The sequence below is a fragment of the Enterobacter sp. MGH 37 genome (genome assembly GCF_000534515.1).
GTDB classification, from domain to species: domain Bacteria; phylum Pseudomonadota; class Gammaproteobacteria; order Enterobacterales; family Enterobacteriaceae; genus Enterobacter; species Enterobacter kobei.
Window position 1 is genome coordinate 661,325 of sequence record NZ_KI973206.1, and the last position, 24,283, is coordinate 685,607.

Below are 24,283 nucleotides of genomic sequence, written 5' to 3' on the forward strand. Positions count from 1 at the left end.
CCTATTTATTTAATTCCGATGTAAAGCTCGGTACCTCAACGCCATAGCGGCTGGCCGGGAAAAACTTAACGCTGCTGTCACCGCTGACTTTCTTTTTCATATCAGCCGTTAGCGTTTCGCCAGGAAGAATGTAGGTTTTGGACAGAGTGGCGCTCACACCTGAAGGCAGCAGCATTACGTTCTGCCCAAGACGGACCACATATTTGCTAGGGTTTTTCACGGTGACAGACGCGCCGTTTGAAGACCACTTAAGGAACTTCCAGGCATCAGTAACCACTCCCAGAGATGCCGGACGAATAAGCACGGGGATATCCTGGCGAATGTTTATACCGATCTTGATTTTTTTATCATCGTTTTTAGGTGGAATACCGTCGAACGTGACGCGTTTATAATGCTCAACGTCCAACGGTTGTTTATTCTGAAGAATAAAGCGCAACTGCTGCGTCTGACCTGGCTCAAGACGTACCACTGGCTGCGTCGCAATAAGCTTAAGACCGGTATCATCCGGCAGATCAACGACATTCGTATATAAAAGTGAAGGGTGCGAGTCGGTATTCTTGACGTTTATCGTTCCACTGTGCGTCGCTTCATCAATGATTAACAGACTGGTTTCAGGCACCATGCCTTCTGCATGTACAGCAACACTGGCAGACAATAATGTGGCAGTAATAAGTGTATTAATTAAAGTGGATTTTAAACCTTGCATAATAATATCTCCTTGAAAGCAACAACAGAACAGTCCATGTTTATCGCGCCGTTAAAAAGAGAGTAAATGCAGCGCATTTACTCTCCGGTAATTAAATAACATTTACTCGATTAAAAAGTCTTACAGATAACGCAGACTGATTGTTACCTGACCGTCAAGCTGGGTGTCATCAGTGATCGCCAGCGTGGTGGTATCCTGGATCGCCAGGGAGGTTACCAGCGGGAAGGTTGCAGTTTCGAACGCCAGAGGAGCCAAAGAGCCAACAGTCGCAACGGTGAAATCACGATAATTGTCGCCCTGAGTAGAACCGTTGTTGCTCTTAGTCCATACACCCGCAGAGCCCTGCTGGTAAATTGGATCAACAGTAGCGCCATCAGCCACTACGCTGTCAGTTTTAACAAACAGTGAATAAGAACCGATGTTCACTGGTGTTGCACCTGCAGTTTTACCGACACCATAAAGCTGGCTTTCAGAAGTCTGAGAATCCCCACCAAACATGCCATTCTCAACTTCGAGTTTCGCGTTTGAATCTTTGCGATCGTCAACCATGTTCCAGGAGACTTTCGTTGCCGCGGTGCAATTAATGGTCAGGTCGATATTTTTCTGACCCAGCTGGTTAACCGCTGTAGCACTCAAAGTGCCCAGATTAATTGTACCGTAGTCAACGGTACCACCATTACTTAATGTTGGCGTACATGCTGCATTTGTCAGCGTACCCTTAACCTTCAGAACAGCGGTAGGGTTAGCAGCAAATGCTGATGTTACACACAGAGAAAGGGCGGTAGCGAGTAATACTTTTTTCACTTGTTAATCCTTAACATACGAGAAATTGCAATATTAAATCACGTAATGGTAAATGCCTTTACCGATTACTGATTGTAGTCATGCTTGTCAGCATGCGCCCATAATATTATTTTTATAAATACATGCAATTTAGCAAAATTAATTTTGATATTAAGAATATCAAAAAAATGATTATTTCCTTAATTTATTAAGGAATTACTCGTTTAAAAAAGAGATTAACATCAAAAAAATAATATTACCCAAAATTTACCTTTACTTTTATCACTGTTTTGATATTGGCTTAAATCACAATAATTCACAGTAATTATAAATCCATTTAATTATTAACCAAGTGATGAAGAATCAAGAGGTATAAACAATGCTTGTTTATACCTATCGTCACGATTATTTGAAATAAGAATAAAAAAAAGCCAGTGATATCACTGGCTTTTAATAAACAGGCCGCAAGCGGATTTATTTCACTACGCGTAGTGCTGGACGACCACCGCGCGGCGGCGGTGTGTCATCAGGATCGTCGTCGTCGTGATGGTCGGGCTTATCGCCGTCGATCACCGACATGACCGTTTCACCTTCAGCGCCAGCTTCTTCATCGTCATTGACGTGAATTGCGTCTTCGTCATACGCCGCTTCCGGCTCAAACATGGTGCCTGCACCGTTTTCACGCGCATAAATCGCCAGCACAGCAGCCAGCGGCACAGAAACCTGACGCGGTACACCGCCGAAACGCGCGTTAAAGCGCACTTCGTCGTTGGCCAGTTCGAGGTTACCCACCGCGCGTGGCGCGATGTTCAGTACGATTTGTCCGTCGCGTGCATATTCCATTGGAACCAGCACGCCCGGCAACGTCACATCCACAACCAGGTGCGGCGTGAGCTGGTTATCCAGCAGCCATTCATAGAAGGCGCGCAGCAGATACGGACGGCGTGGGGTCAGTTGTGACATTTCCACAGTCATTAGCCTCGGCCGAGACGCATTTCACGTTCCGGTTCAGTTAAAGATGCCAGGAAAGAGTCGCGCTCAAATACGCGGGTCATATAGCCCTTCAGCTCTTTCGCGCCAGGACCGCTGAACTCTACGCCCAGGGTTGGCAGACGCCACAGCAGCGGCGCCAGGTAGCAATCCACCAGGCTGAACTCATCGCTCAGGAAGAAGGGTTTTTGGCCAAACACAGGGGCAATGGCGAGCAGCTCTTCACGCAGTTGCTTACGCGCTGCATCGGCTTCAGAAGCGGAACCGCTGGTGATGACGTTCATCAGCGAGTACCAGTCTTTTTCGATACGCTGCATGTACAGGCGGCTTTCACCACGCGCAACAGGGTAAACAGGCATCAGCGGCGGATGCGGGAAACGCTCATCCAGGTATTCCATAATGATACGGGATTCCCACAGGGTCAGCTCGCGATCCACCAGCGTCGGTACGCTTTGGCTCGGGTTGAGATCGATCAGATCCTGAGGCGGGTTATCCTTTTCCACATGCTCGATCTCAAAACTGACACCTTTCTCGGCCAGCACGATACGAACCTGATGGCTATAAATGTCAGTAGGACCAGAAAACAGCGTCATTACCGAACGTTTGTTGGCAGCGACAGCCATGAAAACCTCCAGGTATATTCAGAATTTTTACTGCTACCGGCCCAACAGGGGCCAGCCAGATGTTGTATCGCCCATCCCAGAGAAGACACATTGTTCAGGAATCGAACAAAAATCGAGTATTCACCGACATTTGGGCAGAAAATTGGATGATAGTTTACCAGATTTTGATGGCTTTGTGGTGAGGGGATTCTGGAAAAGAGGAAAAAGAGAAGATATATGCATGGATATTGTGGATAACCTGCGCATTATCCATAAAAAAACCCGCCGAAGCGGGTTTTTCGCCAATCGTTCTGCGTAAGCAGAATGGATTAACGTTTGGAGAACTGTGGACGACGACGTGCTTTACGCAGACCCACTTTCTTACGTTCAACCTGACGAGCGTCACGAGTAACGAAGCCAGCTTTACGCAGTTCAGAACGCAGGGATTCGTCGTACTCCATCAGAGCGCGGGTGATACCGTGACGGATCGCACCAGCCTGACCGGAGATACCACCACCTTTAACGGTGATGTACAGATCCAGTTTTTCTACCATGTCAACCAGTTCCAGCGGCTGGCGAACTACCATGCGGGCAGTTTCGCGACCGAAGTATTGTTCCAGAGAACGCTGGTTGATTACGATTTTACCACTGCCCGGTTTGATGAAAACGCGAGCTGCGGAACTTTTGCGGCGACCAGTGCCGTAGTATTGATTTTCAGCCATTGCCTATAATCCCGATTAGATGTCAAGAACTTGCGGTTGCTGTGCCGCGTGGTTGTGCTCGTTGCCTGCGTAAACTTTCAGTTTACGGAACATAGCACGACCCAGCGGGCCTTTTGGCAGCATGCCTTTAACCGCGATTTCAATCACACGCTCAGGACGGCGAGCAATCATCTCTTCAAAGGTCGCTTCTTTGATACCACCGATGTGGCCGGTGTGGTGGTAGTACATTTTGTCAGTACGCTTGTTGCCGGTTACAGCAACTTTATCAGCGTTCAGAACGATGATGTAATCACCGGTATCAACGTGCGGAGTGTATTCCGCTTTATGCTTACCGCGCAGGCGACGAGCCAGTTCAGTAGCCAGACGGCCCAGAGTTTTACCGGTCGCGTCAACAACATACCAGTCGCGCTGTACGGTTTCTGGTTTAGCTGTAAAAGTTTTCATTAAAAGCTTACCCAAATAATAAGTTACACGTTGGTGAACACCCAAACGTTTAGTCAGTTGAGGTTCACACGACAAAGTCCGGCAAACCTACCCCTTCGAATAGCACATGCCGACACATAGAAAGTTTCGGGAAAAAAACCTTCTCGTAACGTGGGGTCGCAAGATTATAGAGAAGTTGAGGTCAAAGATCGACCCTTAAATGTGATTTGGAATGGGTTTTTCGGGGGTTAAGTATTGTGCGGTCTGGTGCCCTCACCCCCGGCCCCTCTCCCACAGGGAGAGAGGAGCATTTACCTCACCCCCAGCCCCTCTCCACGGGAGAGGGTGGCATTTATGGCATATGCTCCCGCTTCAGGTATTCCTCGCTCTGCATCTCCTGCAGCCGCGACAGGCAGCGCTGGAACTCAAACTTAAGGCGCTCGCCCTGGTAGATCTTATATAAAGGTACCTCGGCGCTGACCACCAGCTTAACGTGGCGCTCATAAAACTCGTCCACCAGGGCAATGAAGCGTCGCGCTTCACTTTCCATCAGTTTCGTCATCACCGGCACATCCAGTACCATCACGGTGTGGAAGAGACGCGAAAGCGCAATGTAGTCGTGCTGACTACGGGCATCCACGCAGAGCGTCGTAAAGGAGACCGCCAGCGTTTGGTTTTCGACGCCGAGCGTTGGCAGCGGGCGATGGTTTATCTCCAGCGTCGGTGCATGTTCACGTTTTGTGCCCGCCAGCGCCAGCCACAGTTTATCCATCTCGCGGGTAGTCTCCGCATTGAGCGGCGAAAGCCACAAATGGGCCTGGGTCAGCGTGCGTAACCGGTAATCCACCCCGGCATCCACGTTCATGATGTCGCAGTGTTGCTTAATAGCATCAATAGCGGGCAAGAAGCGCGCCCGTTGCAGGCCGTTGCGATAGAGCTCGTCGGGCGGAATATTCGAAGTCGCCACCAGCGTGATCCCTCGGGCGAACAGGGCTTTCATCAGGCCGCCTAGCAGCATGGCGTCGGTGATGTCAGACACAAAAAACTCATCGAAGCAGAGCACGTCTGTTTCCGCCTTGAATCTGTCGGCCACAATCTCCAGCGGATCGCTTTTGCCCTGCAGCGCGGTCAGTTCCTCATGCACCCGCAGCATAAAACGGTGAAAGTGCAGACGCTGCTTACGTGCGCCAGGCAGGCTGAGATAGAACAGGTCCATCAGCCAGGTTTTGCCGCGCCCGACCCCGCCCCACATATATAAACCACGCACCGGAGCCTGAGTCTGTGGCGTTTTTTTACCGAGCAATCGTCCAAATGCCGCTTTTAGCCCACTGCTCTGATCAACGTCAGCGGGTTTTGCCGTGAGTTCCTGATAAATCATCTCCAGGCGGTTTACCGCCTCACGTTGAACATCATCTGGTTGGTGCGTGCCCTCGTTAAGGGCCTGTTGATATCGCGACGCAGGGGACAGGTTTTGCATAATCTTATTGTTATTCCTTCAATTAACGCTCACCAGCAGGCGTGACTGATGAAAAAAAGGCCGTTCTACACTACGCGATGATACGTCAGGATTCCACTTCTGCGGAAATAGCGGTTATAGTGGCATTATCAGGCACAGGCAGGAGCCGAGCCAACACCCTACGGAACAACAAGACAACGGGAGAAGTTCATGACCTGGGAATATGCGCTAATCGGTTTAGTCGTCGGCATCGTGATCGGTGCTGTGGCCATGCGTTTCGGTAACCGCAAATTGCGTCAGCAGCAGTCACTGCAGTACGAACTGGAAAAGAACAAAGCAGAGCTGGAAGAGTATCGCGAAGAGCTGGTTAGCCACTTTGCCCGTAGCGCTGAGCTGCTGGACAATATGGCAACCGACTACCGTCAGCTGTATCAGCATATGGCGAAGAGCTCCAGCAGCCTGCTGCCGGAAATGACCGCGGAAACGAACCCGTTCCGCAACCGTCTGGCAGACTCGGAAGCCGGTAACGATCAGGCTCCGGTTCAGATGCCTCGTGACTATTCTGACGGCGCATCCGGTCTGCTACGCGGTGGCGCAAAACGCGATTAATCGCACAACCTGAATATATTTTACGGGCGCATCCCTTGCGCCCGTCCTTTCTTCCCGTCCCCAGCTATTATTTAGTCAAACGCCTCATTGTTCAGCGGTAGAAAATTCAATAACATCATCATGATTTTGGGCCGTTCTTCTTTCATTCCAGGATACGAGAGTCAGCATCAATGAAGAAAAAAAACCAGCTGTTGAGCGCTTTAGCGTTAAGTGTCGGGTTATCCCTCTCGGCGTCCTTCCCTGCCAGTGCGGCGTTGCCCTCACAGGTACCGGGACAAGCAGCCATTCCAAGCCTCGCGCCGATGCTGGAAAAAGTGTTGCCTGCGGTTGTCAGCGTGCAGGTTGAAGGCACAGCAGTACAAAGCCAGCGCGTACCGGAAGAACTGAAAAAATATTTTGGTGATGAGGGCCCTGACCAGCAGGCACAACCCTTTGAAGGTCTGGGTTCCGGCGTCATTATTGATGCGGCCAAAGGCTATATCCTGACCAACAATCATGTCATCAGCCAGGCCGATAAAATCAGCGTACAGCTGAACGATGGTCGTGAATTTGACGCCAAACTGATTGGTGGCGATGACCAGAGTGACATCGCACTGCTGCAGGTACAAAACCCGAGCAACCTGACCCAGATTGCCATTGCGGATTCCGACAAACTCCGCGTCGGTGATTTTGCCGTTGCCGTGGGCAACCCCTTTGGTTTAGGACAAACCGCCACCTCCGGCATTATCTCTGCGCTGGGACGTAGCGGCCTGAATCTGGAAGGTCTGGAAAACTTTATCCAGACCGATGCCTCGATCAACCGCGGGAACTCCGGCGGGGCGTTGCTCAACCTTAACGGTGAGCTAATTGGGATTAACACAGCGATACTGGCGCCGGGCGGCGGCAGTATCGGGATCGGCTTTGCTATCCCGAGCAATATGGCCAAAACGCTGGCACAGCAGCTTATCCAGTTTGGCGAAGTCAAACGCGGGCTGTTGGGTATCAAAGGCATGGAGATGAGTGCGGATATTGCGAAGGCGTTCAATATTAACGTGCAGCGTGGTGCTTTTGTCAGCGAAGTGCTGCCAAACTCCGGCTCGGCAAAAGCAGGCATCAAATCAGGCGATGTAATCGTCAGCCTCAACGATAAGCCGCTGAGCAGCTTTGCTGAATTGCGCTCGCGTATTGCCACGACTGAGCCCGGTGCGAAGGTGAAACTCGGTCTGATCCGTGACGGTAAGCCGTTGAACGTCGAAGTGACACTGGATAAGAGTACCTCGTCATCGGCCAGCGCGGAGCTTATCGCCCCTGCGCTGCAAGGGGCGACGTTGAGCGACGGACAACTGAAAGACGGTACGAAAGGCATTCGCATCGACACCGTTGAGAAGAGCAGCCCTGCCGCGCAGGCCGGATTGCATCAGGAAGACGTCATCATTGGCGTAAACCGTAATCGCGTGCAATCCATCGCTGAACTTCGCAAAGTGCTGGAGAGCAAGCCGGCGGTCATTGCCCTGCAGGTGATGCGCGGCAATGAGTCCATCTACATTCTGTTGCGCTAAGCATTTGCTATCCCGGACATCACCGCTGCGTGTGATGTCCGGATAACTCATGTTATGCTGCAAATCGTTCCTTTTATCACGACACGCGCATCATGCTTTCAAAGCTCTTACGTTCCATTGTTATCGGTTTGATTGTCGCTGGCCTGCTGCTGCTGGCGATGCCGTCTTTGCGTCAGTTCAATAAACTGTCCGCTCCCCAGTTCGACAGCGCGGATGAAACGCCCGCAACCTATAACACGGCCGTTCGCCGTGCCGCCCCTGCCGTGGTTAACGTTTATAACCGCGGCCTCAATAGCTCGGCCCATAACCAGCTTGAGATCCGCACGCTGGGCTCCGGGGTGATTATGGACGAGCGCGGCTACATTATTACCAACAAACATGTGATCAACGATGCCGACCAAATCATCGTTGCCCTGCAGGATGGCCGCGCGTTTGAAGCATTGCTGGTGGGTTCTGACAGCCTGACCGACCTTGCCGTGCTCAAAATCAATGCCACCGGGGGTTTGCCGGTCATTCCGATTAACCGCAAACGCACGCCACACATTGGCGACGTGGTCCTGGCTATCGGTAACCCTTACAACCTCGGCCAGACGATCACGCAGGGGATTATCAGCGCAACCGGTCGAATTGGCCTTAACCCGTCAGGGCGGCAGAATTTCCTGCAAACCGATGCGTCAATCAACCACGGTAACTCGGGTGGCGCGCTGGTTAACTCGCTGGGCGAACTGATGGGCATCAATACCCTCTCGTTCGATAAGAGCAACGACGGCGAGACGCCGGAGGGGATCGGCTTTGCTATTCCCTTCCAGCTGGCGACCAAGATTATGGATAAGCTGATTCGCGACGGGCGCGTCATCCGCGGCTATATCGGCATTGGTGGGCGCGAAATTGCACCGATGCATACCCAGGGCGGCGGTATCGATCAGATTCAGGGCATTGTGGTCAACGAGGTATCGCCTGGCGGTCCGGCGGCTAACGCGGGGATTCAGGTGAATGATGTCATTGTCTCGGTTAACGGCACACCGGCCGTCTCTGCCCTGGAGACGATGGACCAGGTGGCAGAAATTCGTCCGGGTTCGATCATCCCTGTTGAAGTCATGCGTAACGATAAAAAACTGACGCTGCATGTGACGGTTCAGGAATATCCGGCAACAAACTGACAGCCATAAAAAAACCGAAGCCAGTCAGTGCTTCGGTTTTTTTTGCCGGGTGGCGCTAACGCTTACCCGGCCTACGGCAGTTGGCTCGTTTTACTTATTAACGAACTCTTCGCCCAGCGTGATATCTTTCTTCAGCGTATCCAGCATGCCTTCCATCGCGTTTTGCTCAAACGCGCTCAGCGTACCGATAGACTTACGTTCTTCAATACCATTTTTACCCAGCAGCAGCGGCTGAGAGAAGAAGCGGGCATGTTCGCCATCGCCTTCAACGTAAGCGCATTCAACAACGCCTTTTTCGCCCTGCAGAGCGCGAACCAGTGACAGACCGAAACGTGCCGCCGCCTGGCCCATAGACAGCGTTGCAGAACCGCCACCCGCCTTCGCTTCCACCACTTCGGTGCCCGCGTTCTGGATACGTTTGGTCAGGTCAGCCACTTCCTGCTCGGTAAAGCTCACGCCTGGGATCTGCGACAGCAGAGGCAGAATGGTGACACCAGAGTGACCGCCAATGACAGGCACTTCCACTTCTGTTGGCTGTTTGCCTTTCAGCTCAGCAACAAAGGTATTGGAACGGATGATATCCAGCGTGGTCACGCCGAACAGTTTGTTTTTATCGTAAACACCTGCTTTCTTCAGCACTTCTGCCGCGATAGCGACGGTGGTGTTCACTGGGTTAGTGATGATGCCGATGCACGCTTTCGGGCAGACTTCAGCGATCTGCTGCACCAGATTTTTCACGATGCCCGCGTTGACGTTGAACAGGTCTGAACGATCCATGCCTGGCTTACGCGCCACGCCTGCAGAAATCAGCACCACGTCAGCACCCTGCAGTGCAGGACGTGCATCTTCACCGGAGAAGCCTTTGATTTTTACAGCTGTCGGGATGTGGCTCAGGTCAACCGCCACACCTGGGGTTACCGGAGCAATATCGTACAGGGAGAGTTCTGAGCCTGAAGGCAGTTGGGTTTTCAGTAGTAGGGCAAGCGCCTGGCCGATACCACCAGCAGCGCCGAGGACTGCGACTTTCATCCTAAACTCCTTATTATGGTTAACTTAAGTATCTGTAAATCCGTTGCCGCGACCTTAATTCAGCAAGTCTTTAATTACAATTTTCGAAGCTAAAGAATTTGAGGTCACGCGTCTTTATCTCTCATCAGAAGGCTATCTGACGACAGAAGGCAACGCATTAAGAGGGGGTTACAATACACCCTGCCCCGCCACCAAAACAACATCATTTTGATAACATTTAATTTACTTTTAAGCTTATTTGCGTGGCGTGACCCAGGCATGTTTTCTGATAACGAAATCTGATAAAATCACTCCCTTTCATAACATTATTTCAGCCTTGCGCTGAGTAGATAATTTGCATAAAAATTCATCCACATGCATAATAATGTTGTTTCTTTCGTCATATTCCGGGTGACTTATGCGAAGCTCGTCTAAGCAAGAAGAATTAGTAAAGGCGTTTAAAGCGCTACTCAAAGAAGAGAAATTCAGTTCTCAGGGAGAAATTGTTCAGGCGCTGCAGGAACAAGGTTTCGATAACATCAATCAGTCGAAAGTCTCCCGCATGTTAACTAAGTTTGGCGCGGTACGTACCCGTAACGCGAAGATGGAGATGGTCTATTGCCTGCCGGCTGAACTTGGCGTGCCGACCACTTCCAGCCCCCTCAAAAATCTGGTTCTGGATATCGACTATAACGACGCCGTGGTGGTGATCCACACAAGCCCTGGTGCCGCACAGCTGATTGCCCGCATGCTGGACTCGTTAGGTAAAACGGAGGGCATCCTGGGTACCATCGCAGGCGACGACACCATTTTTACCACCCCGGCCAGCGGTTTCTCCGTAAAAGATCTCCACGAAGCGATTCTGGTTCTGTTCGAACAGGAACTGTAATCCACTCTCCCCGTAGCGCTGCTACGGGGAACATCCTGCTCCAGCCTCGTTTTCCCCTGCATTCCACTGCCTCTGGTTTTAACAAATAGTGCTTTTTACCACCTATTAACATTCATCTGGTGAATGATAAATCAAAAAATCGCACAAAAAATCAAAAGAAGATATCCATCTGATTTTCTTAGATTTAAACACACTTAAAGCTCAAAAATCACTCAATATTATGCATTTGGGTTATAAAAAACGGTGTGTTTAACACGTAATAACACAGGAAACCATTAGTCTGGTATTAATTTTTGCCGTTATTAGTGTATACTTGATTTTGTGATGAGGGTCACGAAACAAGACCCCACTAAAAAATTCGACGAGGTAAGAATCATGAAAATCAAAACTACTGTAGCGGCGCTGAGCGTCCTGTCTGTCCTGTCCTTCGGTGCTTTCGCGGCTGACGCTATTAATGCTGACCAGGCACAATCCCGTGAGGCAATCGGTACGGTTTCGGTCGGTGCAGTCGGCACGTCGCCAATGGACATGCATGAAATGCTGAACAAAAAAGCGGAAGAAAAAGGTGCATCATCTTATCGCATCATCGAAGCGCGTTCCGGTGACCACTGGCACGCAACCGCAGAGCTGTATAAATAAGTTTTAGTTATCACTGAAGATGTAATTCTCCACTCAACGGCACCAGGCATAAAAATAGCGGTTCAACCCTTCTCGCCGTTGAGCAAAAAACCTTTTCCAGGAGTAAAGACTATGAAAACCAAATTGATCATCGCAACCCTCGGTCTGGCATCCGTTCTCTCTTTCGGCGCAAGCGCAGCCGTACAGCAAGTGAATGCCGACCAGGCACAAAATCTGCAGCGTATGGGCAGCGTATCCGTCACGTCGGTCACCGGCTCACCGATGGATATCCGTCAGGAACTTGCCGCCAAAGCTGAAAAAGCAGGCGCCAGCAGCTATCGCGTCACCGAACTGAATCAGGGTGACCACTGGCATGCCACGGCAGAACTGTATAAATAAACCCTCGTCGTATCTCATCATACGACTTGCCCCTGGCCTGATGGTCAGGGGCTTTTTTATGGCTTGCTCAGTGGCGAGCATTGAAACGCAGTTGTCCTTCCAGCTCTTCTTCCGCTTCATCGAACAGTAATATCAGCGCCCCGAAACGTCTGCGCAGCTTATCGGGCAGATGGATAAACTCTATTTCCAGCGGTAGCGGCAACAGACTGCCGGTTACCACATCCCACAGCGTATCCAGATTCGTCACGCTTTGCCGTTCAAGATCAAACACCCGAGTAAATTCCCGATAGAAGTCTTCCTGACTGTCTATCTCATCAAAATCAAAGGTATAGGTTTTCATTACCAGCCACCAGTCCAGGCGAGCGGCAGATGCCGCTCCATCTATTATAATCCCCCGATATGCAGGGTTTTAACTTCCAGATACTCTTCCAGCCCCAGCACCGATCCCTCACGCCCCAGGCCGGATTCTTTTACGCCGCCAAAGGGCCCCAGCTCTGTGGAGACGGCGCACTCGTTAATCCCAATCATTCCGCTTTCAATTGCCTGTGAAACGCGGAAGACCCGCGAGAGATTCTGTGTATAGAAGTACGCCGCCAGACCATAAGGCGTGTTGTTGGCACGCTGGATGACTTCATCTTCTGAAGTGAAACGGAAGCACGCCGCGACCGGGCCAAACGTCTCCTCTTCTGCCAGCTTCATCCCTTCATGACAGTCCCCCAGTACGGTTGGCATCCAGAAATTGCCGCCAAGGGAATGAGGTTTACCGCCCGCCAGCACGGTCGCGCCACGCGCAACAGCGTCGTCAACATGTTCACGTACCTTGTCGACCGCTGCACCTTCAATCAACGGCCCGACGACGACGCCGTCCTCAAGACCATTTCCCACCTTCAGCGCCTTCACCGCATCAGCGAGTTTATTCACGAATTTGTCGTAGACGGTTTCCTGAATATAGAAGCGGTTCACGCTGACGCAGACCTGCCCGGCATTGCGAAACTTATTGGCGATCGCGCCTTTCACAGCCGCGTCGATGTCTGCATCCTCAAAGACGATGTACGGAGCATTCCCCCCCAGCTCCATCGAGACTTTTTTCATGGTTTCTGCGGCGTTACGCACCAGCGTTTTGCCAACCGATGTCGAGCCGGTGAAGGAGATTTTTCGCACGTCCCGGCTGGCCATAATCGCGTCGCTGATTTCGTGCGTATTCCCGGCGACTGCGTTGAGTACCCCATCCGGTACGCCGGCCTGTTTTGCCAGCGTCAGCAGCGCAAAAGCGCTGAGCGGCGTGTTATTGGCCGGTTTGATTACCCCGGTGCATCCGGCTGCCAGCGCCGGGCCTAACTTGCGGGTGAGCATCGCCATCGGGAAGTTCCACGGCGTGATAGCCGCGACAACACCTATCGGTTCACGGGTCGCCAGAATGCGCGAGCCGGGTTTGATCGGCGGAATAATTTCACCGTTCGCACGCTTGGCCTCTTCGGCAAACCACTGGATAAAGCTGGCGGCGTACTCCACTTCACCTTCCGCTTCTTTCAGGGGCTTACCCTGTTCGGTGGTCATTAGCCGTCCGAGCCAGCTTTTATTCTCAATAATCAGTTCGTACCAGCGGTAAAGAATGGCCGAACGCTCTTTCGCGGTTTTGGCGCGCCATGCAGGGAAAGCCTGGGTGGCGGCAGCAATTGCTGCTTCGGTCTCTGCTTTGCCGGCTTTCGCGACGCGGGCGATGACTTCCCCGGTGGCCGGGTTAAGCACATCAAACGTCGTATCCAGCGGTTTCCAGAGGCCGTTAACCAGATAGCCGGTCTGAAAAAGGGTATTGTCCTGAAGCGCCTGGGTCGTCATGTGTCCTCCCTTTCTGAATGTAAGAACGTGCTGGAATAAGTATAGCCACAAAAAAACCGACGCTTTTGGCGTCGGTTTTTTTACTTCAGTCAGTTATCCGTGAGGGCATTTTGATAGCGACGCAGCATCAGCGCCAGCCGCCCTACCGGTTCGGTGACCTGAAGCGGTGCCTCCCAGTGCTTAAGCTTTTCCTGATAGATATCGAGCTCTTCAAGCAGCTGCGTAAAGTAACGGCGACGTTTGTCATCACTGCTGGCGGAGAGCACATGGTCCGCGGTACGACGCAGCTGACGGTGCCAGGCGGAGAGATCGTCGTTGATCGGCACCGGTGCACTGCGCAGACGCTGGTGCGCGATAATCATGGTTAACGCCAGGCGGAACTTCGCGATGTCGCCCGGAAACTTGTTCAGCAGTAAAAACAGCTGCTGATAGAGCGCCGGGAGGTGGTTCTCTTTACGACGCGCCGTATTGGTGGTCATCGACGACACGGCGGCAGAAACAAACTGATTCAATAACACACGCCCCGTCCGCGCCTGTGAGTTATCTCGCACCAGCAGAATGACCATCATCGCCAGGAAACAGCCCACCAGCTGGCCCAGCGCGCTGTCGAGGAACTGGCTGAAATGGAAAGTCATCGGGTTATCGAGCACGATGATGTTAATCGTACTCGCCAGCGCCCCTAGCGATCCCAGGCGACGCTTTTGCACTTCAATGCCGATAAAGAACGCCATCACCGCCAGGCTAATACAGAGCAGCAACATGCTTTGTTGCGTCGACGGGATGATGACCAGGAAATAGAGCGCCCCTATCGGCAGGGCGGCAATGGTACCGTAGAGGAAATCAACGGCAACCATACGCGGGTTAGGCAGACGCATCGCCAGTGCGGTCACAACGGCAATCATCACCATCGCGCCGCTGCCAGACGTCCAGCCTGTCCACAACCAGAACAGCGTACCGAGCATACAGGCAAGCGTGGTACGCCAGAAGTTGACCATCGCGTGGTGACGTTCGGCAGATTCGGCCTTGATGACCACTTCACCCTGGAGGACCTCTTCTTCCGCCGCGCTAATTTTGGTGTTGCCGATCACGCCACGTTTCAGCAGCAGATAGCGCGTCGCGGCCCCGACCCAGGTGTAGATGGTCACCGGCGTGTCGCGCTCCCCGGTCCAGGCGATCACCCGACGCATACGCTTAAGCTGTTTATGCACGTCCTGCACGGTTTCCACCGGCTCGGCAAACAGCTCACGGAACGTATCGGTGACCGCTTCCGGACGGGTGTTCTGGATGAGATACGTTTCGCACGCCTGGGTAATCAGCGTCAGGGAGACAGTATTGAGGGCTTTCAGGCGGCGGTTCGCACGGGCCCAGCGCGAGGACTCCATGTTGAGGTTGCTACGCATCCCCTCCAGCGCCTGCGTCCGGCGAACCAGCCCGCTCCAGGCGTTATCCACCTCTTCACTGTCGCCATGCTTAATGCACAGCTGCATCAGCTGGTACTGGGCAACGATCAGCGCGTCAAGTTCACGGTCGACTTCCTGTTTGATGGAGCGTGGAGAGAAAAGCAGGTCAGCGACAATCGCACTCACAATACCGATCACAATCTCGCTGCAGCGCTCCACTGCAAACTGCGGCGCGAGCAAAGGTTCAGACTGAATGGTGATGATAATAATCAGCGCGGTATAACCCGCCAGCCCCCAGGCGTAGGAGTTTTCCACTTTCACCAGAGACGAAATCCAGGTGCAGAAACCCGCCCAGATACAGCACACCATCAGCATCAACAATGGCGTGCGGATCATCAGAATAATAATGGTGAGTGCTGCGAAACAGCCGATAAACGTCCCGATGATACGCAGCATCCCACGATAGCGGATCGCGCCAGAATAGGGTTCCCCGCCAGCGGCAAAGGCAGGACCCGCCGCAACTATTGCAGCCGTCAGGACCGCCCAGCGAGGGGTTTCAAGCTGGAAGTGAAAGCCAACAAACAGCGCCAGCACAATGGCACAGGCCAGCTTCACGGCGAAGCGAATGTGCTGGCTGGCGATGGAAAAGATACCCATGGCGATTAACCAAACTCGCGCAGGCGATGGGCAATTTTACGGAAGAAGGAGTCCTGGCTGGCATCCCGATCTTTTTCACCGGTGATCACCACCGTCGCCGTGGTCCCCGCCGGCCACAGGTTGCCCTGCTGTTCATCAAGGTGAATACGTACCGGCACACGCTGCGCCAGACGCACCCATTCCAGGTTGGAATCCACCGTCGCCATTCCTTTGGTATCGTTAGAGCTGCTGGAGTTGGTCACCCCTGCAGCGACACTGTCGACGGTACCTTTGAAGACGCGGTTACTGCCCAGCGGCGTGATTTCCGCACGATAACCCGGACGCACGCCTTCCAGCTTGGTCTCTTCCATATAGGCGAGCACGTAGAAGGAGTTCTGTTTAACCAGCGCCACGGCAGTGGAGCCACGGGTAATAAACTCCCCGGCATAGACATTGAGGTTAGTGACCCAGCCGTCGGATGGCGCGCGGATCACGGTGCGCTCCAGATCGAGCTTAGCGAGATCGCGCGTGGCTTGCGCTTTCGCCAGCTGGTGCAGCACGGTTTGCAGCACGTTGTTAGACTGGTCTATCTCTTCACGGGACATGGCCTGAACGCCCAACTGGTTACGGCGGCCCGCCTCACGGCGTTTTTCCGATGCCAGCGCCTGGTAATAGGCGACATCTGCTTCCGCTTCTTCCAGCGCCTTCTGGTAACGAGGCTGGTCGATGGTGAACAGAACCTGATCTTTTTTCACCAGCTGGTTATCGTGAACATTCACCGCCGTGATTAGACCAGCCACATCGGGGGCGATGGCCACGACATCAGCGCTGAAGCGCGCATCACGCGTCCACGGTGATTCGGTGTAATAGACCCAGGCACGAAAAATAGCGATGAAGGCGAGGATAACCAGGGCCATCGTGATGGCAGTGCGGGAGATTTTTCTTGTTAGCGTTTTCACATCAACCTCAGACAAACATGCGCGATATCAGGTAAAACAGGCAGCAATACAGCGCGGTATTGAACAATGCAGGGTGCCAGACGAAATCGTAAATCCCGGTAGGGACCAGCACCTTGCGCACCAGCCAGAAGATCGCCAGTGATAAAAGTAGCTCGAAAAATATCGGTGGGAACGACAGACCGAACACCACGATAACGGGAAACAGACTCATGTTGACCTTGATAAGAGAGAGTGCAGGCTTCAGAATTTTTTAGCGCACGCCATCGCAGAAGAGCAAGAAACGTCGGGCGAGAATGGCGCAGCCGTTATGTAATTAATAATATATTAACGTAACTGTTATGCTGTTATCTATAATATGTGATCTAAATCACTTTTAAGCCAGAGTGAACAATGGAACGTTTAAAACGCATGTCGGTCTTCGCCAAAGTGGTTGAACTGGGTTCGTTTACCGCCGCGGCACGTCAGCTTCAGATGAGCGTATCATCCATTAGCCAGACGGTCTCTAAACTGGAAGATGAGCTACAGGTCAAGCTGCTCAACCGCAGTACCCGCAGCATTGGGCTGACGGAGGCGGGTAAAATTTACTATCAGGGCTGCCGACGCATGATGCACGAAGTACAAGACGTCCATGAACAGCTCTACGCCTTTAACAACACCCCGATCGGCACACTCCGTATAGGGTGTTCTTCAACTATGGCACAAAATGTACTCGCTGCCATGACCGCGGATATGCTGAAGGAGTACCCCGGGCTTACCGTCAATCTGGTGACGGGTATCCCGGCGCCGGATCTGATCGCCGATGGTCTGGACGTGGTGATCCGCGTGGGGGCGTTGCAGGATTCCAGCCTCTTCTCGCGTCGACTGGGCAGCATGCCGATGGTTGTCTGCGCCTCGAAAAGCTATCTTGCGCAGTACGGCGTTCCGGAGAAACCCGCGGATCTCACCAACCACTCCTGGCTGGAGTACAGCGTGCGACCCGACAATGAATTCGAGCTGATTGCCCCGGAGGGGATCTCCACCCGGCTGCTGCCGGAAGGACGATTCGTCACTAACGATCCGATGACCATTTCGCGCTGGCTGGTGGCCGGTGCGGGGATCGCCTACGTCCCGTTGATGTGGGTGATCAATGAGATCAACAGCGGCGTGCTGGAGATCCTTTTCCCTCGCTATCAATCCGATCCGCGCCCGGTCTACGCCCTGTATACCGAAAAGGACAAGCTGCCGCTCAAAGTGCAGGTGTGTATCAACTATCTGACCGACTATTTTGTGGACGTGGCGGAGCTGTTTCAGGGGATGCGGGGAAGAAGAAAGGAATAATCAATTTATTTCTGAACGCATAGAGGCAATGAATATTCCCAGGATGAATCCCTTGTTGATTCAGGAATATTCCTTCACCACTATCAGGAATAGAGAATTGACACTACTGCCGCCACCCCATTACTTTATATGCAGTCTGCTCGTCAGACTGTTATTAATTTGTTGCTGATATGAATAATAAAATGTATTCCGCAGGATGACGTTAAACAAGGAAAAGAAATGAATCTATTTGAACAAACACCGCCTTCACGCAGGCGCTATGGACTCGCCGCGTTCATCGGTTTAATTGCAGGGATTGTCTCCGCGTTTGTCAAATGGGGAGCCGAAGTACCGCTTCCACCACGCAGCCCCTCCGACTTATTCACCGGCGCATGCGGACCCGAGCAATTAATAAGAGCCGCAAGCCAGATTGACTGTTCCCGCAATTTTTTAAACCCTCCCTATGTATTTTTACGCGACTGGCTGGGCGTTGTTGATCCTAACGCGGCAGTTTATACATTTGCCGGACATATATTTAACTGGGTTGGCGTGACGCATATTATTTTCTCAATCGTCTTCGCTGTTGGCTATTGTGTCGTGGCTGAAGTCTTCCCGAAAATTAAACTCTGGCAGGGTTTGCTGGCGGGTGCGTTAGCTCAGCTCTTTGTGCATATGATCTCCTTCCCGCTGATGGGGCTGACGCCACCGCTGTTTGAGCTGCCGTGGTATGAACACGTTTCAGAGATCGTAGGCCATCTGGTCTGGTTCTGGTCGATCGAAATTATTCGTCGTGACTTGCGTAACCGCATCACACACGAGCCGGATCCGGAGATACCGCTGGGTAACTTACGTTAAAAAAAAGGCGCTACATCAGTAGCGCCATTTTTTATGCCGATTCAGGTCAGGCTGTGCCGCCTACCGTCAGGTTGTCCACTTTCAGCGTTGGCTGGCCCACGCCCACCGGCAGGCTCTGGCCCTCTTTACCGCAGACGCCCACGCCGTTATCCAGCTTCAGATCGTTACCGACCATCGAGATCTGCTGCATGGCTTCAATACCGGAGCCAATCAGCGTCGCACCTTTTACCGCTTTGGTCACTTTGCCCTTCTCAATCAGATACGCTTCTGAGGTAGAGAAGACAAATTTACCGGAGGTGATGTCCACCTGGCCGCCGCCAAAGTTTGGCGCAAAGATACCGTAATCTACAGACTCGATAATCTCCTGCGGCGTGGATTTGCCCGGCAACATGTAAGTGTTGGTCATGCGCGGCATTGGCAGGTGCGCGTAAGATTCACGACGGCCATTACCCGTTGGCGCGACACCCATCAGGCGCGCGTTGAGTTTGTCCTGCATGTAACCTTTCAGCACGCCGTTTTCAATCAGCACATTGTACTGGCCTGGCGTACCTTCATCATCGATAGCCACCGAACCGCGACGGTCAGGCATGGTGCCATCATCCACCACGGTGCACAGCTCAGATGAGACGAGCTGTCCAATCTGACCGCTGAACACGGATGTCCCGCGACGGTTAAAGTCGCCTTCCAGACCGTGGCCCACCGCTTCGTGCAGCAGCACGCCCGGCCAGCCTGCGCCCAGCACCACCGGGAATGTCCCGGCGGGAGCCGCAACAGCATTAAGATTCACCAGCGCCATGCGCACGGCTTCTTTTGCCCACGCGTCAGCGCGCGCTTCGCCATCTACATCGCCCAGGAACCAGTCATAGCCGAAACGACCGCCGCCGCCGCTGGAGCCACGCTCGCGTTTACCGTTGTCATCAACCTGCACGCTGATGGAAAGACGCACCAGCGGACGCACATCGGCGGCCAGCGTACCGTCCGTTGCCGCCACCAGAATCAGTTCATAAACACCGCTCAGGCTGGCAGAGACTTCCTGCACGCGTTTATCTGCAGCACGCGCCACTTTGTCCACGCGGCGCAAAATATCCAGCTTCTCTTCGCGGCTCATGCTTTGCAGCGGATCGATACTGGTATAGAGCGCAGAGTGCGACACTTCACCGAGGGTTTTCACACGGCCATCGCCAGTATCACGCACAATGGTACGTGCAGCCTGCGCACTTTGCTCCAGTGCAGCCAGGCTAATCTGGTCGGCATAGGCAAAACCGGTTTTCTCACCGCTGACGGCGCGCACGCCGACGCCCTGGTCAATGTTATAAGAACCATCTTTGATGATGCTGTCTTCTAAAACCCAGGATTCGTGATAGCTCGACTGGAAATAGAGATCGCCGTAGTCGAGACGGCGTTCGGTCAGTTGACCAAGAATGGAGAACAGGTCCTGATGGCTCAGGCCGTTCGCTGCGAGCAAATGTTCACTTACCAGGTTCAGACTCATCGTATTGCTACTCGTTCGTTGCCGCCCATGGCGGTATAAAAATCGTATTTATTGAGAGTGAGGCAATTACCTGCCCACGTCAAATCATTGCTGTGCATCTTTGCGCGGCTGGCGCAGTACCTCGTTAATCTGGGGTTTATCCACCGGACCGGTAATGCGATAGCGCAGAATCGAGACTTTGCTCCACAGCGGGCCCAGCACTTTACTGGCAGCAAATACCGCCGCACCGACTATCGGGTTCACCACAAACGCCGCCGCCACGCCCACGCTCGCGGAAATTTCCGGCGCCACCACGGCTTCCATATCCAGCTCACGGCGTACCAGATTGACTGAGCCTTTCATGGCGATATCCGCTTCCAGGCCGTCTACCAGCGTGTCATCCGTATGCATCACGCCGTCCTTTATCCACGCCGTGCTGCGGATGGAATCGTAGTAGAAACCTTCGCTGAAGGTGTCGCTGAAATCGAAGCGCAGCTTGCGCAGCAGCGCATCAAAACTCAGCAGGCGCAGGATCTGCCCGGCTCGCCCCGTGCTCACATCGGCGATTTCCCCCTTGCCAAAGCGGGTTTTTAAAATACCGTTCAGTGACGCTTCGTCTGGCTTCCACGGCGCGTCTCGCCAGTGAAGATCGTAATTCACGTCAAATGACGATCCCCGCAGCGGCGTAGTGATGCCAAAGAAATTGGTTGCCGCATCCAGTTTGTTGCCTTTAATGTCGCCCTTCAGGGAGGTACGCTGTTCGCCCGGGTTATTGACCCATTCCCCTGCGGCCGTCATGCGGCCAAAACCGGTATCGACCAGGCCGCCGGAGAGCGTAAGCGTATTCCCCTGGATGGCAAAATCGCCGTCGATACGGCCATATTTTTGCCCCCACAGCCAGCATTCCGCGCAGCGCAGCTGGAGATCGGGCCAGCCGCTAAAATCGACGCGGGAGGCTTGACTCAGCGGCGATGTGTTCGCCGGTTGATCTTTACTCGCGGTGGCCGGGTTGTAGTAGAGATAGCGAATCGCTGCCTGCCACGGCGCGTTATTACGCATGGTAAGCGTGCCGTTGATCTCCCGGCCCTGCGCCTCCACTTTGGAGCCATTCGCGGTGGGCTGAGAAACAATGCTAAGGTTGTTCCACTGCTGTCCGCCCAACATCAGCGACGGCGTGCGTACCGTAACGGTTTGCGGGAACTGGGCGGCTTCATCCACGTTTTGTCCAACGCCTTTCTGGAACAGCGCCAGCCACTCCGCGCCATCCATCGGCGGAAGATTGAGCTCAACGCCCGCATGGTCGGGCAGCGGCGGCGTGGTTTTGCTGTCCGTCGTCCAGATAGCCCTGTCGAGGGTGAGTTTGCGATTAAGCAGCCAGCGGCTGTTGAAATGGTTTGTGCTGCCCGCATTTCCGGTCAACGCAAAGCTGTTCAGGTTGCCATCGACGTTGACCTTCACCGGCAGCGATTGTCCGGCCTGTTTATCCAGCGGCGCGGGCAACTGGCTGTGGATGTTTTTCAGGTCACCCGTGATGTCGACCTTATACTGCACGCCTGCGTGATAAGGCAGCTCAATAGCCACTTTGCCATTCCAGGCTACCGCGCCATCCACTGATGACGCGATCGGCTTCGGCAGGACGTCCATACGCGCAGGCTGCCAGTTACCGTCCAGATTGACGGCCACCTGGTAAGCTTTTTCACCCTCAGTGGTTGTGAAGTCAATATTCACCGGCTGATTAAACCAGCTGGCGGTCAGCGGCTCGCTCTTGAGGTTACCATTCACAAAACTGAACTGCCCGCTGAGGTTTTTCAGGGTGCTCTCAAGCGGTTTAATGTACAGACTGTTGTTCTTCAGACGGACATCACCTTTGGCGGTGGTCATCTCACCGTCAAGTGGGATATCAAGATGTAAGCGAGCATTCACATCGCCATCAAGCTGGAGCTGCTGCAGCGTCGCCGCCAGCGACTCTTTCAGCGGCGTCTCCTCAAAGTACGGCCCCACCGCTTTACCTGGACCGTTGATGTCGGCATCGATAAGCAGCTTCTCTTTTGAGTAGTCCGGGATGTTAGCCGTCAGGTTGCTGGCCGTCACGCCGCCCAGCGCAACGCTGTCAGACTTCATCCATAAGCCGTCATTGAGGAAGTTAAGTTCGATATCCAGGTTTTTCAGCGCAGGCCAGCCAGGCTGGAACGCGAAGGTGGCGTTGTGCAGCGGCACCAGCACCTGGAACTGACCTTCATTATGTTTGTACGGGAAAAGATGCGGATTACCACCGTAGACCAGTGTGGCATTATCCGCCTGACCGCCCTGAATCGCGCCGCTCAGATAGTCGACCAGCGCTTTCCCCATCAGGTTTTCCGGGAAATAGCGCCAGGCCTGAGAACCATCATCGGTACTGATGCCGGCCAGAATACCCAGCCAGGGCTCATCGCCATCTGGCTGCAGGTAGCGGAAATCGCCGCGTGCATGTACCGCTTTGGCTTTGACGTCGATATGCCTGCCATCAAGCTGGAAGCCCTTATCATTACGGAGCCAGTTCAGCACCGCATTGCCCTGTTCAATTTCCAGCGGCGCACGGAAGACCGTCTCGTAAGGCATTTTGGCGTTGTGCATATCCACCGTCAGCCTGCCGTTTTCCACACTGCCTTCCAGCTTGCCGCTGAAGTGCTCGGCTCCCGGAAGCAGCTTCCACTGCTTCCAGGCAAGATCGTTCCACGAGGCCTGGAAACGGGTTTTATCTGTGGCCTGAAGCGGGATATCCAGCGCCAGCGCATCAATCTTGCCGCTCGGCTGCGTTGCCAGCCAAATCTCGCCCAAATCCGGGGAGAGTTTCGCCGCCATTGAGCGCAGGCCTTCGATGGCTGTCAGATCCAGGTTACTGGCGCGGATACGCAGCTCATCGCTGCGTTTACTGGCCGCGCCGCCCACGTCCTGCTCCGGCATCCAGGCCAGCGTCAGCGCACCGCGCGGCCACGGCTTGCCGTCCATCGTGATGCGCGTATCCGGAATAGCAAACTGCCAGCCCTCTTTCTCCTGCGTCACATGCGCGGTGAGGTTATCGACGGAAAGCTGATGCTGCTGATTTTCGCCCTTCCAGCTTGCGCCCCCTTGCTTCAGCCAGATATCGCCGCTGGCGAATTTTCCCTTCGTCAGGGTTAGCCAGCCCTCAAGGCTAAAGCGGGCGGTTTCCAGCTGCATGTTTTGCTGTAACCAGTCGCCGAGCCAGGGCTTCACGTCCACATCGTCGGCCTGCAGCCAGACTTTACCGTTGTTTAACAGACCGTCATCGTCGCGCAGATCCATACGTACCTGCATCACGCCGTGCTGGCCGTTCAGGCTGGACAGGCTCACCAGTCCTTCCGCGCGGTGTCGGTTCTTGCCGTTAAGCCAGGTTAGCTGTGGGATCGCCAGTTCGGCGCGCTGGCCGGAAAGGGTAATAAAGCTCACTTCGCTGTCGCGCAGATCGAAATGATCGAACTGGCGGAGGAAGAGATCGCTGAAGCGGTTGGCTTCCAGGCCCTGATTATCCTCACCGCCCGTTAGCGGCGTATTGGTCAGAAACTGAAGCTGGTAAAAGGTGAGATCGCGAAACTGCCAGCGCAGATGCAGCAGGCTTTGCCAGACGTCCAGCGCCAGGGTCACGCGTTTGATTTTCAGATGGCCGCCATCTTTCAGGCTGGCATTGATATCCCGGACGTCGAGCGTCGGGCCAAAATTTTGCCAGCTGGCGCTTAGCTGGCTTACGTCGACCGGCACACCGGTGGTGGATTCGATTTTTGCCAGCAGCTGCGGACGCCAGCTGTCGAGATGCGGCAAAACGAGGCGTAGCCCGCTCACGAGCAACGCGACAATCACGACCAGCGTTGCCCCTGTAAGCAATAAAATCCCCGGCAATCGCCTCACGCATCTCTCCTTGTCAGCTTT

At 53.6% G+C, this 24,283-nt stretch carries 23 protein-coding genes; 8 read left to right on the top strand and 15 right to left on the bottom strand.

Translation table 11 applies throughout. The features are described 5' to 3' along the window. Window position 1: 1 nt before the first annotated feature. From L383_RS08055 to zapE, 7 genes are all read right to left on the bottom strand, one after another. On the bottom strand, window positions 2-706 hold the full coding sequence (locus L383_RS08055) for a fimbria/pilus chaperone family protein (RefSeq protein ID WP_014885415.1): 705 nt from the start codon (window positions 704-706) through the stop codon (window positions 2-4). 120 nt (window positions 707-826) lie between these two features. Continuing rightward, window positions 827-1,510: a DUF1120 domain-containing protein gene (locus tag L383_RS08050; RefSeq protein WP_023331412.1), complete on the bottom strand. Its 684-nt coding sequence runs from the start codon at window positions 1,508-1,510 to the stop codon at window positions 827-829. Between the two features lie 453 nt (window positions 1,511-1,963). Beyond that, a complete protein-coding gene (sspB, locus tag L383_RS08045) occupies window positions 1,964-2,458 on the bottom strand; it encodes a ClpXP protease specificity-enhancing factor (RefSeq protein WP_014885417.1) in 495 nt (164 codons plus the stop codon). Window positions 2,459-2,463: 5 nt separating this feature from the next. Next, window positions 2,464-3,102: a stringent starvation protein SspA gene (gene sspA / locus L383_RS08040; RefSeq protein ID WP_014885418.1), complete on the bottom strand. Its 639-nt coding sequence runs from the start codon at window positions 3,100-3,102 to the stop codon at window positions 2,464-2,466. Between the two features lie 308 nt (window positions 3,103-3,410). After that, window positions 3,411-3,803, bottom strand: coding sequence for a 30S ribosomal protein S9 (gene rpsI, locus L383_RS08035; protein WP_003860436.1), 393 nt, complete (start codon window positions 3,801-3,803; stop codon window positions 3,411-3,413). A 15-nt stretch (window positions 3,804-3,818) separates the two neighbouring features. Beyond that, window positions 3,819-4,247, bottom strand: coding sequence for a 50S ribosomal protein L13 (gene rplM, locus L383_RS08030; RefSeq protein WP_003860434.1), 429 nt, complete (start codon window positions 4,245-4,247; stop codon window positions 3,819-3,821). A 331-nt stretch (window positions 4,248-4,578) separates the two neighbouring features. Next, window positions 4,579-5,703, bottom strand: a complete 1,125-nt coding sequence (gene zapE / locus L383_RS08025) for a cell division protein ZapE (RefSeq protein ID WP_023331414.1) — start codon at window positions 5,701-5,703, stop codon at window positions 4,579-4,581. Window positions 5,704-5,892: 189 nt separating this feature from the next. Between zapE and zapG the strand changes: the two genes are divergently transcribed. The 3 genes from zapG (at window position 5,893) to degS (ending at window position 8,989) form a co-directional block, all read left to right on the top strand. Beyond that, window positions 5,893-6,291 (top strand): Z-ring associated protein ZapG, encoded by a 399-nt coding sequence (gene zapG / locus L383_RS08020; protein WP_010436126.1) that lies wholly within the window; start codon window positions 5,893-5,895, stop codon window positions 6,289-6,291. A gap of 170 nt (window positions 6,292-6,461) precedes the next feature. Continuing rightward, on the top strand, window positions 6,462-7,829 hold the full coding sequence (gene degQ / locus L383_RS08015; RefSeq protein ID WP_023331415.1) for a serine endoprotease DegQ: 1,368 nt from the start codon (window positions 6,462-6,464) through the stop codon (window positions 7,827-7,829). Window positions 7,830-7,921: 92 nt separating this feature from the next. Beyond that, window positions 7,922-8,989 (top strand): outer membrane-stress sensor serine endopeptidase DegS, encoded by a 1,068-nt coding sequence (degS, locus tag L383_RS08010; RefSeq protein WP_023331416.1) that lies wholly within the window; start codon window positions 7,922-7,924, stop codon window positions 8,987-8,989. 90 nt (window positions 8,990-9,079) lie between these two features. On the opposite strand, the gene mdh is transcribed toward degS, so the two are convergent. Next, window positions 9,080-10,018, bottom strand: coding sequence for a malate dehydrogenase (gene mdh, locus L383_RS08005; protein ID WP_014885422.1), 939 nt, complete (start codon window positions 10,016-10,018; stop codon window positions 9,080-9,082). Between the two features lie 397 nt (window positions 10,019-10,415). Here mdh and argR point away from each other — a divergent pair, with 397 nt between their 5' ends. The 3 genes from argR to yhcN (L383_RS07990) all read left to right on the top strand — a co-directional run bounded on the left by argR (window position 10,416) and on the right by yhcN (L383_RS07990) (window position 11,903). Beyond that, window positions 10,416-10,886 carry a transcriptional regulator ArgR gene (gene argR / locus L383_RS08000; protein ID WP_008502836.1) on the top strand — a complete coding sequence of 157 codons (471 nt, stop codon included), beginning with the start codon at window positions 10,416-10,418 and terminating at the stop codon, window positions 10,884-10,886. A 375-nt stretch (window positions 10,887-11,261) separates the two neighbouring features. Next, window positions 11,262-11,525, top strand: coding sequence for a peroxide/acid stress response protein YhcN (gene yhcN, locus L383_RS07995; RefSeq protein WP_014885423.1), 264 nt, complete (start codon window positions 11,262-11,264; stop codon window positions 11,523-11,525). Window positions 11,526-11,636: 111 nt separating this feature from the next. After that, window positions 11,637-11,903: a peroxide/acid stress response protein YhcN gene (gene yhcN / locus L383_RS07990; protein WP_014885424.1), complete on the top strand. Its 267-nt coding sequence runs from the start codon at window positions 11,637-11,639 to the stop codon at window positions 11,901-11,903. Window positions 11,904-11,970: 67 nt separating this feature from the next. Here the strand turns inward: yhcN (L383_RS07990) and L383_RS07985 are convergent, their stop codons facing one another. The 5 genes from L383_RS07985 to aaeX form a co-directional block, all read right to left on the bottom strand. After that, window positions 11,971-12,243, bottom strand: coding sequence for a barstar family protein (locus L383_RS07985; RefSeq protein WP_014885425.1), 273 nt, complete (start codon window positions 12,241-12,243; stop codon window positions 11,971-11,973). Between the two features lie 44 nt (window positions 12,244-12,287). Next, on the bottom strand, window positions 12,288-13,742 hold the full coding sequence (locus L383_RS07980) for an NAD-dependent succinate-semialdehyde dehydrogenase (protein WP_014885426.1): 1,455 nt from the start codon (window positions 13,740-13,742) through the stop codon (window positions 12,288-12,290). Between the two features lie 89 nt (window positions 13,743-13,831). Then, window positions 13,832-15,799, bottom strand: coding sequence for a p-hydroxybenzoic acid efflux pump subunit AaeB (gene aaeB / locus L383_RS07975; protein ID WP_023331417.1), 1,968 nt, complete (start codon window positions 15,797-15,799; stop codon window positions 13,832-13,834). A gap of 5 nt (window positions 15,800-15,804) precedes the next feature. Next, window positions 15,805-16,737, bottom strand: coding sequence for a p-hydroxybenzoic acid efflux pump subunit AaeA (gene aaeA / locus L383_RS07970; protein ID WP_014885428.1), 933 nt, complete (start codon window positions 16,735-16,737; stop codon window positions 15,805-15,807). A gap of 7 nt (window positions 16,738-16,744) precedes the next feature. Further along, on the bottom strand, window positions 16,745-16,948 hold the full coding sequence (gene aaeX / locus L383_RS07965; RefSeq protein WP_003860416.1) for a p-hydroxybenzoic acid efflux pump operon protein AaeX: 204 nt from the start codon (window positions 16,946-16,948) through the stop codon (window positions 16,745-16,747). Window positions 16,949-17,127: 179 nt separating this feature from the next. Between aaeX and aaeR the strand changes: the two genes are divergently transcribed. After that, the gene (gene aaeR / locus L383_RS07960) at window positions 17,128-18,054 is read left to right on the top strand and encodes an HTH-type transcriptional activator AaeR (RefSeq protein ID WP_014885429.1); all 927 of its coding nucleotides are present in this window, start codon (window positions 17,128-17,130) and stop codon (window positions 18,052-18,054) included. Between the two features lie 219 nt (window positions 18,055-18,273). Beyond that, the gene (locus L383_RS07955; protein ID WP_023331418.1) at window positions 18,274-18,888 is read left to right on the top strand and encodes a YagU family protein; all 615 of its coding nucleotides are present in this window, start codon (window positions 18,274-18,276) and stop codon (window positions 18,886-18,888) included. A 46-nt stretch (window positions 18,889-18,934) separates the two neighbouring features. On the opposite strand, the gene tldD is transcribed toward L383_RS07955, so the two are convergent. Continuing rightward, window positions 18,935-20,380 (bottom strand): metalloprotease TldD, encoded by a 1,446-nt coding sequence (gene tldD / locus L383_RS07950; protein ID WP_023331419.1) that lies wholly within the window; start codon window positions 20,378-20,380, stop codon window positions 18,935-18,937. Between the two features lie 84 nt (window positions 20,381-20,464). Beyond that, window positions 20,465-24,262, bottom strand: a complete 3,798-nt coding sequence (gene yhdP, locus L383_RS07945) for an AsmA2 domain-containing protein YhdP (RefSeq protein ID WP_014885431.1) — start codon at window positions 24,260-24,262, stop codon at window positions 20,465-20,467. Between the last annotated feature and the right edge of the window lie 21 nt (window positions 24,263-24,283).

Coding starts and splice junctions, on each gene's coding strand:
- aaeX (WP_003860416.1), bottom strand. CDS start 16,948: ATGAGTCTGTTTCCCGTTATCGTGGTGTTCGGTCTGTCGTTCCCACCG.
- rpsI (WP_003860436.1), bottom strand. CDS start 3,803: ATGGCTGAAAATCAATACTACGGCACTGGTCGCCGCAAAAGTTCCGCA.
- L383_RS07985 (WP_014885425.1), bottom strand. CDS start 12,243: ATGAAAACCTATACCTTTGATTTTGATGAGATAGACAGTCAGGAAGAC.
- sspA (WP_014885418.1), bottom strand. CDS start 3,102: ATGGCTGTCGCTGCCAACAAACGTTCGGTAATGACGCTGTTTTCTGGT.
- L383_RS07955 (WP_023331418.1), top strand. CDS start 18,274: ATGAATCTATTTGAACAAACACCGCCTTCACGCAGGCGCTATGGACTC.
- zapG (WP_010436126.1), top strand. CDS start 5,893: ATGACCTGGGAATATGCGCTAATCGGTTTAGTCGTCGGCATCGTGATC.
- yhcN (WP_014885423.1), top strand. CDS start 11,262: ATGAAAATCAAAACTACTGTAGCGGCGCTGAGCGTCCTGTCTGTCCTG.
- rplM (WP_003860434.1), bottom strand. CDS start 4,247: ATGAAAACTTTTACAGCTAAACCAGAAACCGTACAGCGCGACTGGTAT.
- aaeR (WP_014885429.1), top strand. CDS start 17,128: ATGGAACGTTTAAAACGCATGTCGGTCTTCGCCAAAGTGGTTGAACTG.
- degS (WP_023331416.1), top strand. CDS start 7,922: ATGCTTTCAAAGCTCTTACGTTCCATTGTTATCGGTTTGATTGTCGCT.
- zapE (WP_023331414.1), bottom strand. CDS start 5,703: ATGCAAAACCTGTCCCCTGCGTCGCGATATCAACAGGCCCTTAACGAG.
- tldD (WP_023331419.1), bottom strand. CDS start 20,380: ATGAGTCTGAACCTGGTAAGTGAACATTTGCTCGCAGCGAACGGCCTG.
- L383_RS07980 (WP_014885426.1), bottom strand. CDS start 13,742: ATGACGACCCAGGCGCTTCAGGACAATACCCTTTTTCAGACCGGCTAT.
- mdh (WP_014885422.1), bottom strand. CDS start 10,018: ATGAAAGTCGCAGTCCTCGGCGCTGCTGGTGGTATCGGCCAGGCGCTT.
- aaeB (WP_023331417.1), bottom strand. CDS start 15,799: ATGGGTATCTTTTCCATCGCCAGCCAGCACATTCGCTTCGCCGTGAAG.
- argR (WP_008502836.1), top strand. CDS start 10,416: ATGCGAAGCTCGTCTAAGCAAGAAGAATTAGTAAAGGCGTTTAAAGCG.
- degQ (WP_023331415.1), top strand. CDS start 6,462: ATGAAGAAAAAAAACCAGCTGTTGAGCGCTTTAGCGTTAAGTGTCGGG.
- yhcN (WP_014885424.1), top strand. CDS start 11,637: ATGAAAACCAAATTGATCATCGCAACCCTCGGTCTGGCATCCGTTCTC.
- L383_RS08055 (WP_014885415.1), bottom strand. CDS start 706: ATGCAAGGTTTAAAATCCACTTTAATTAATACACTTATTACTGCCACA.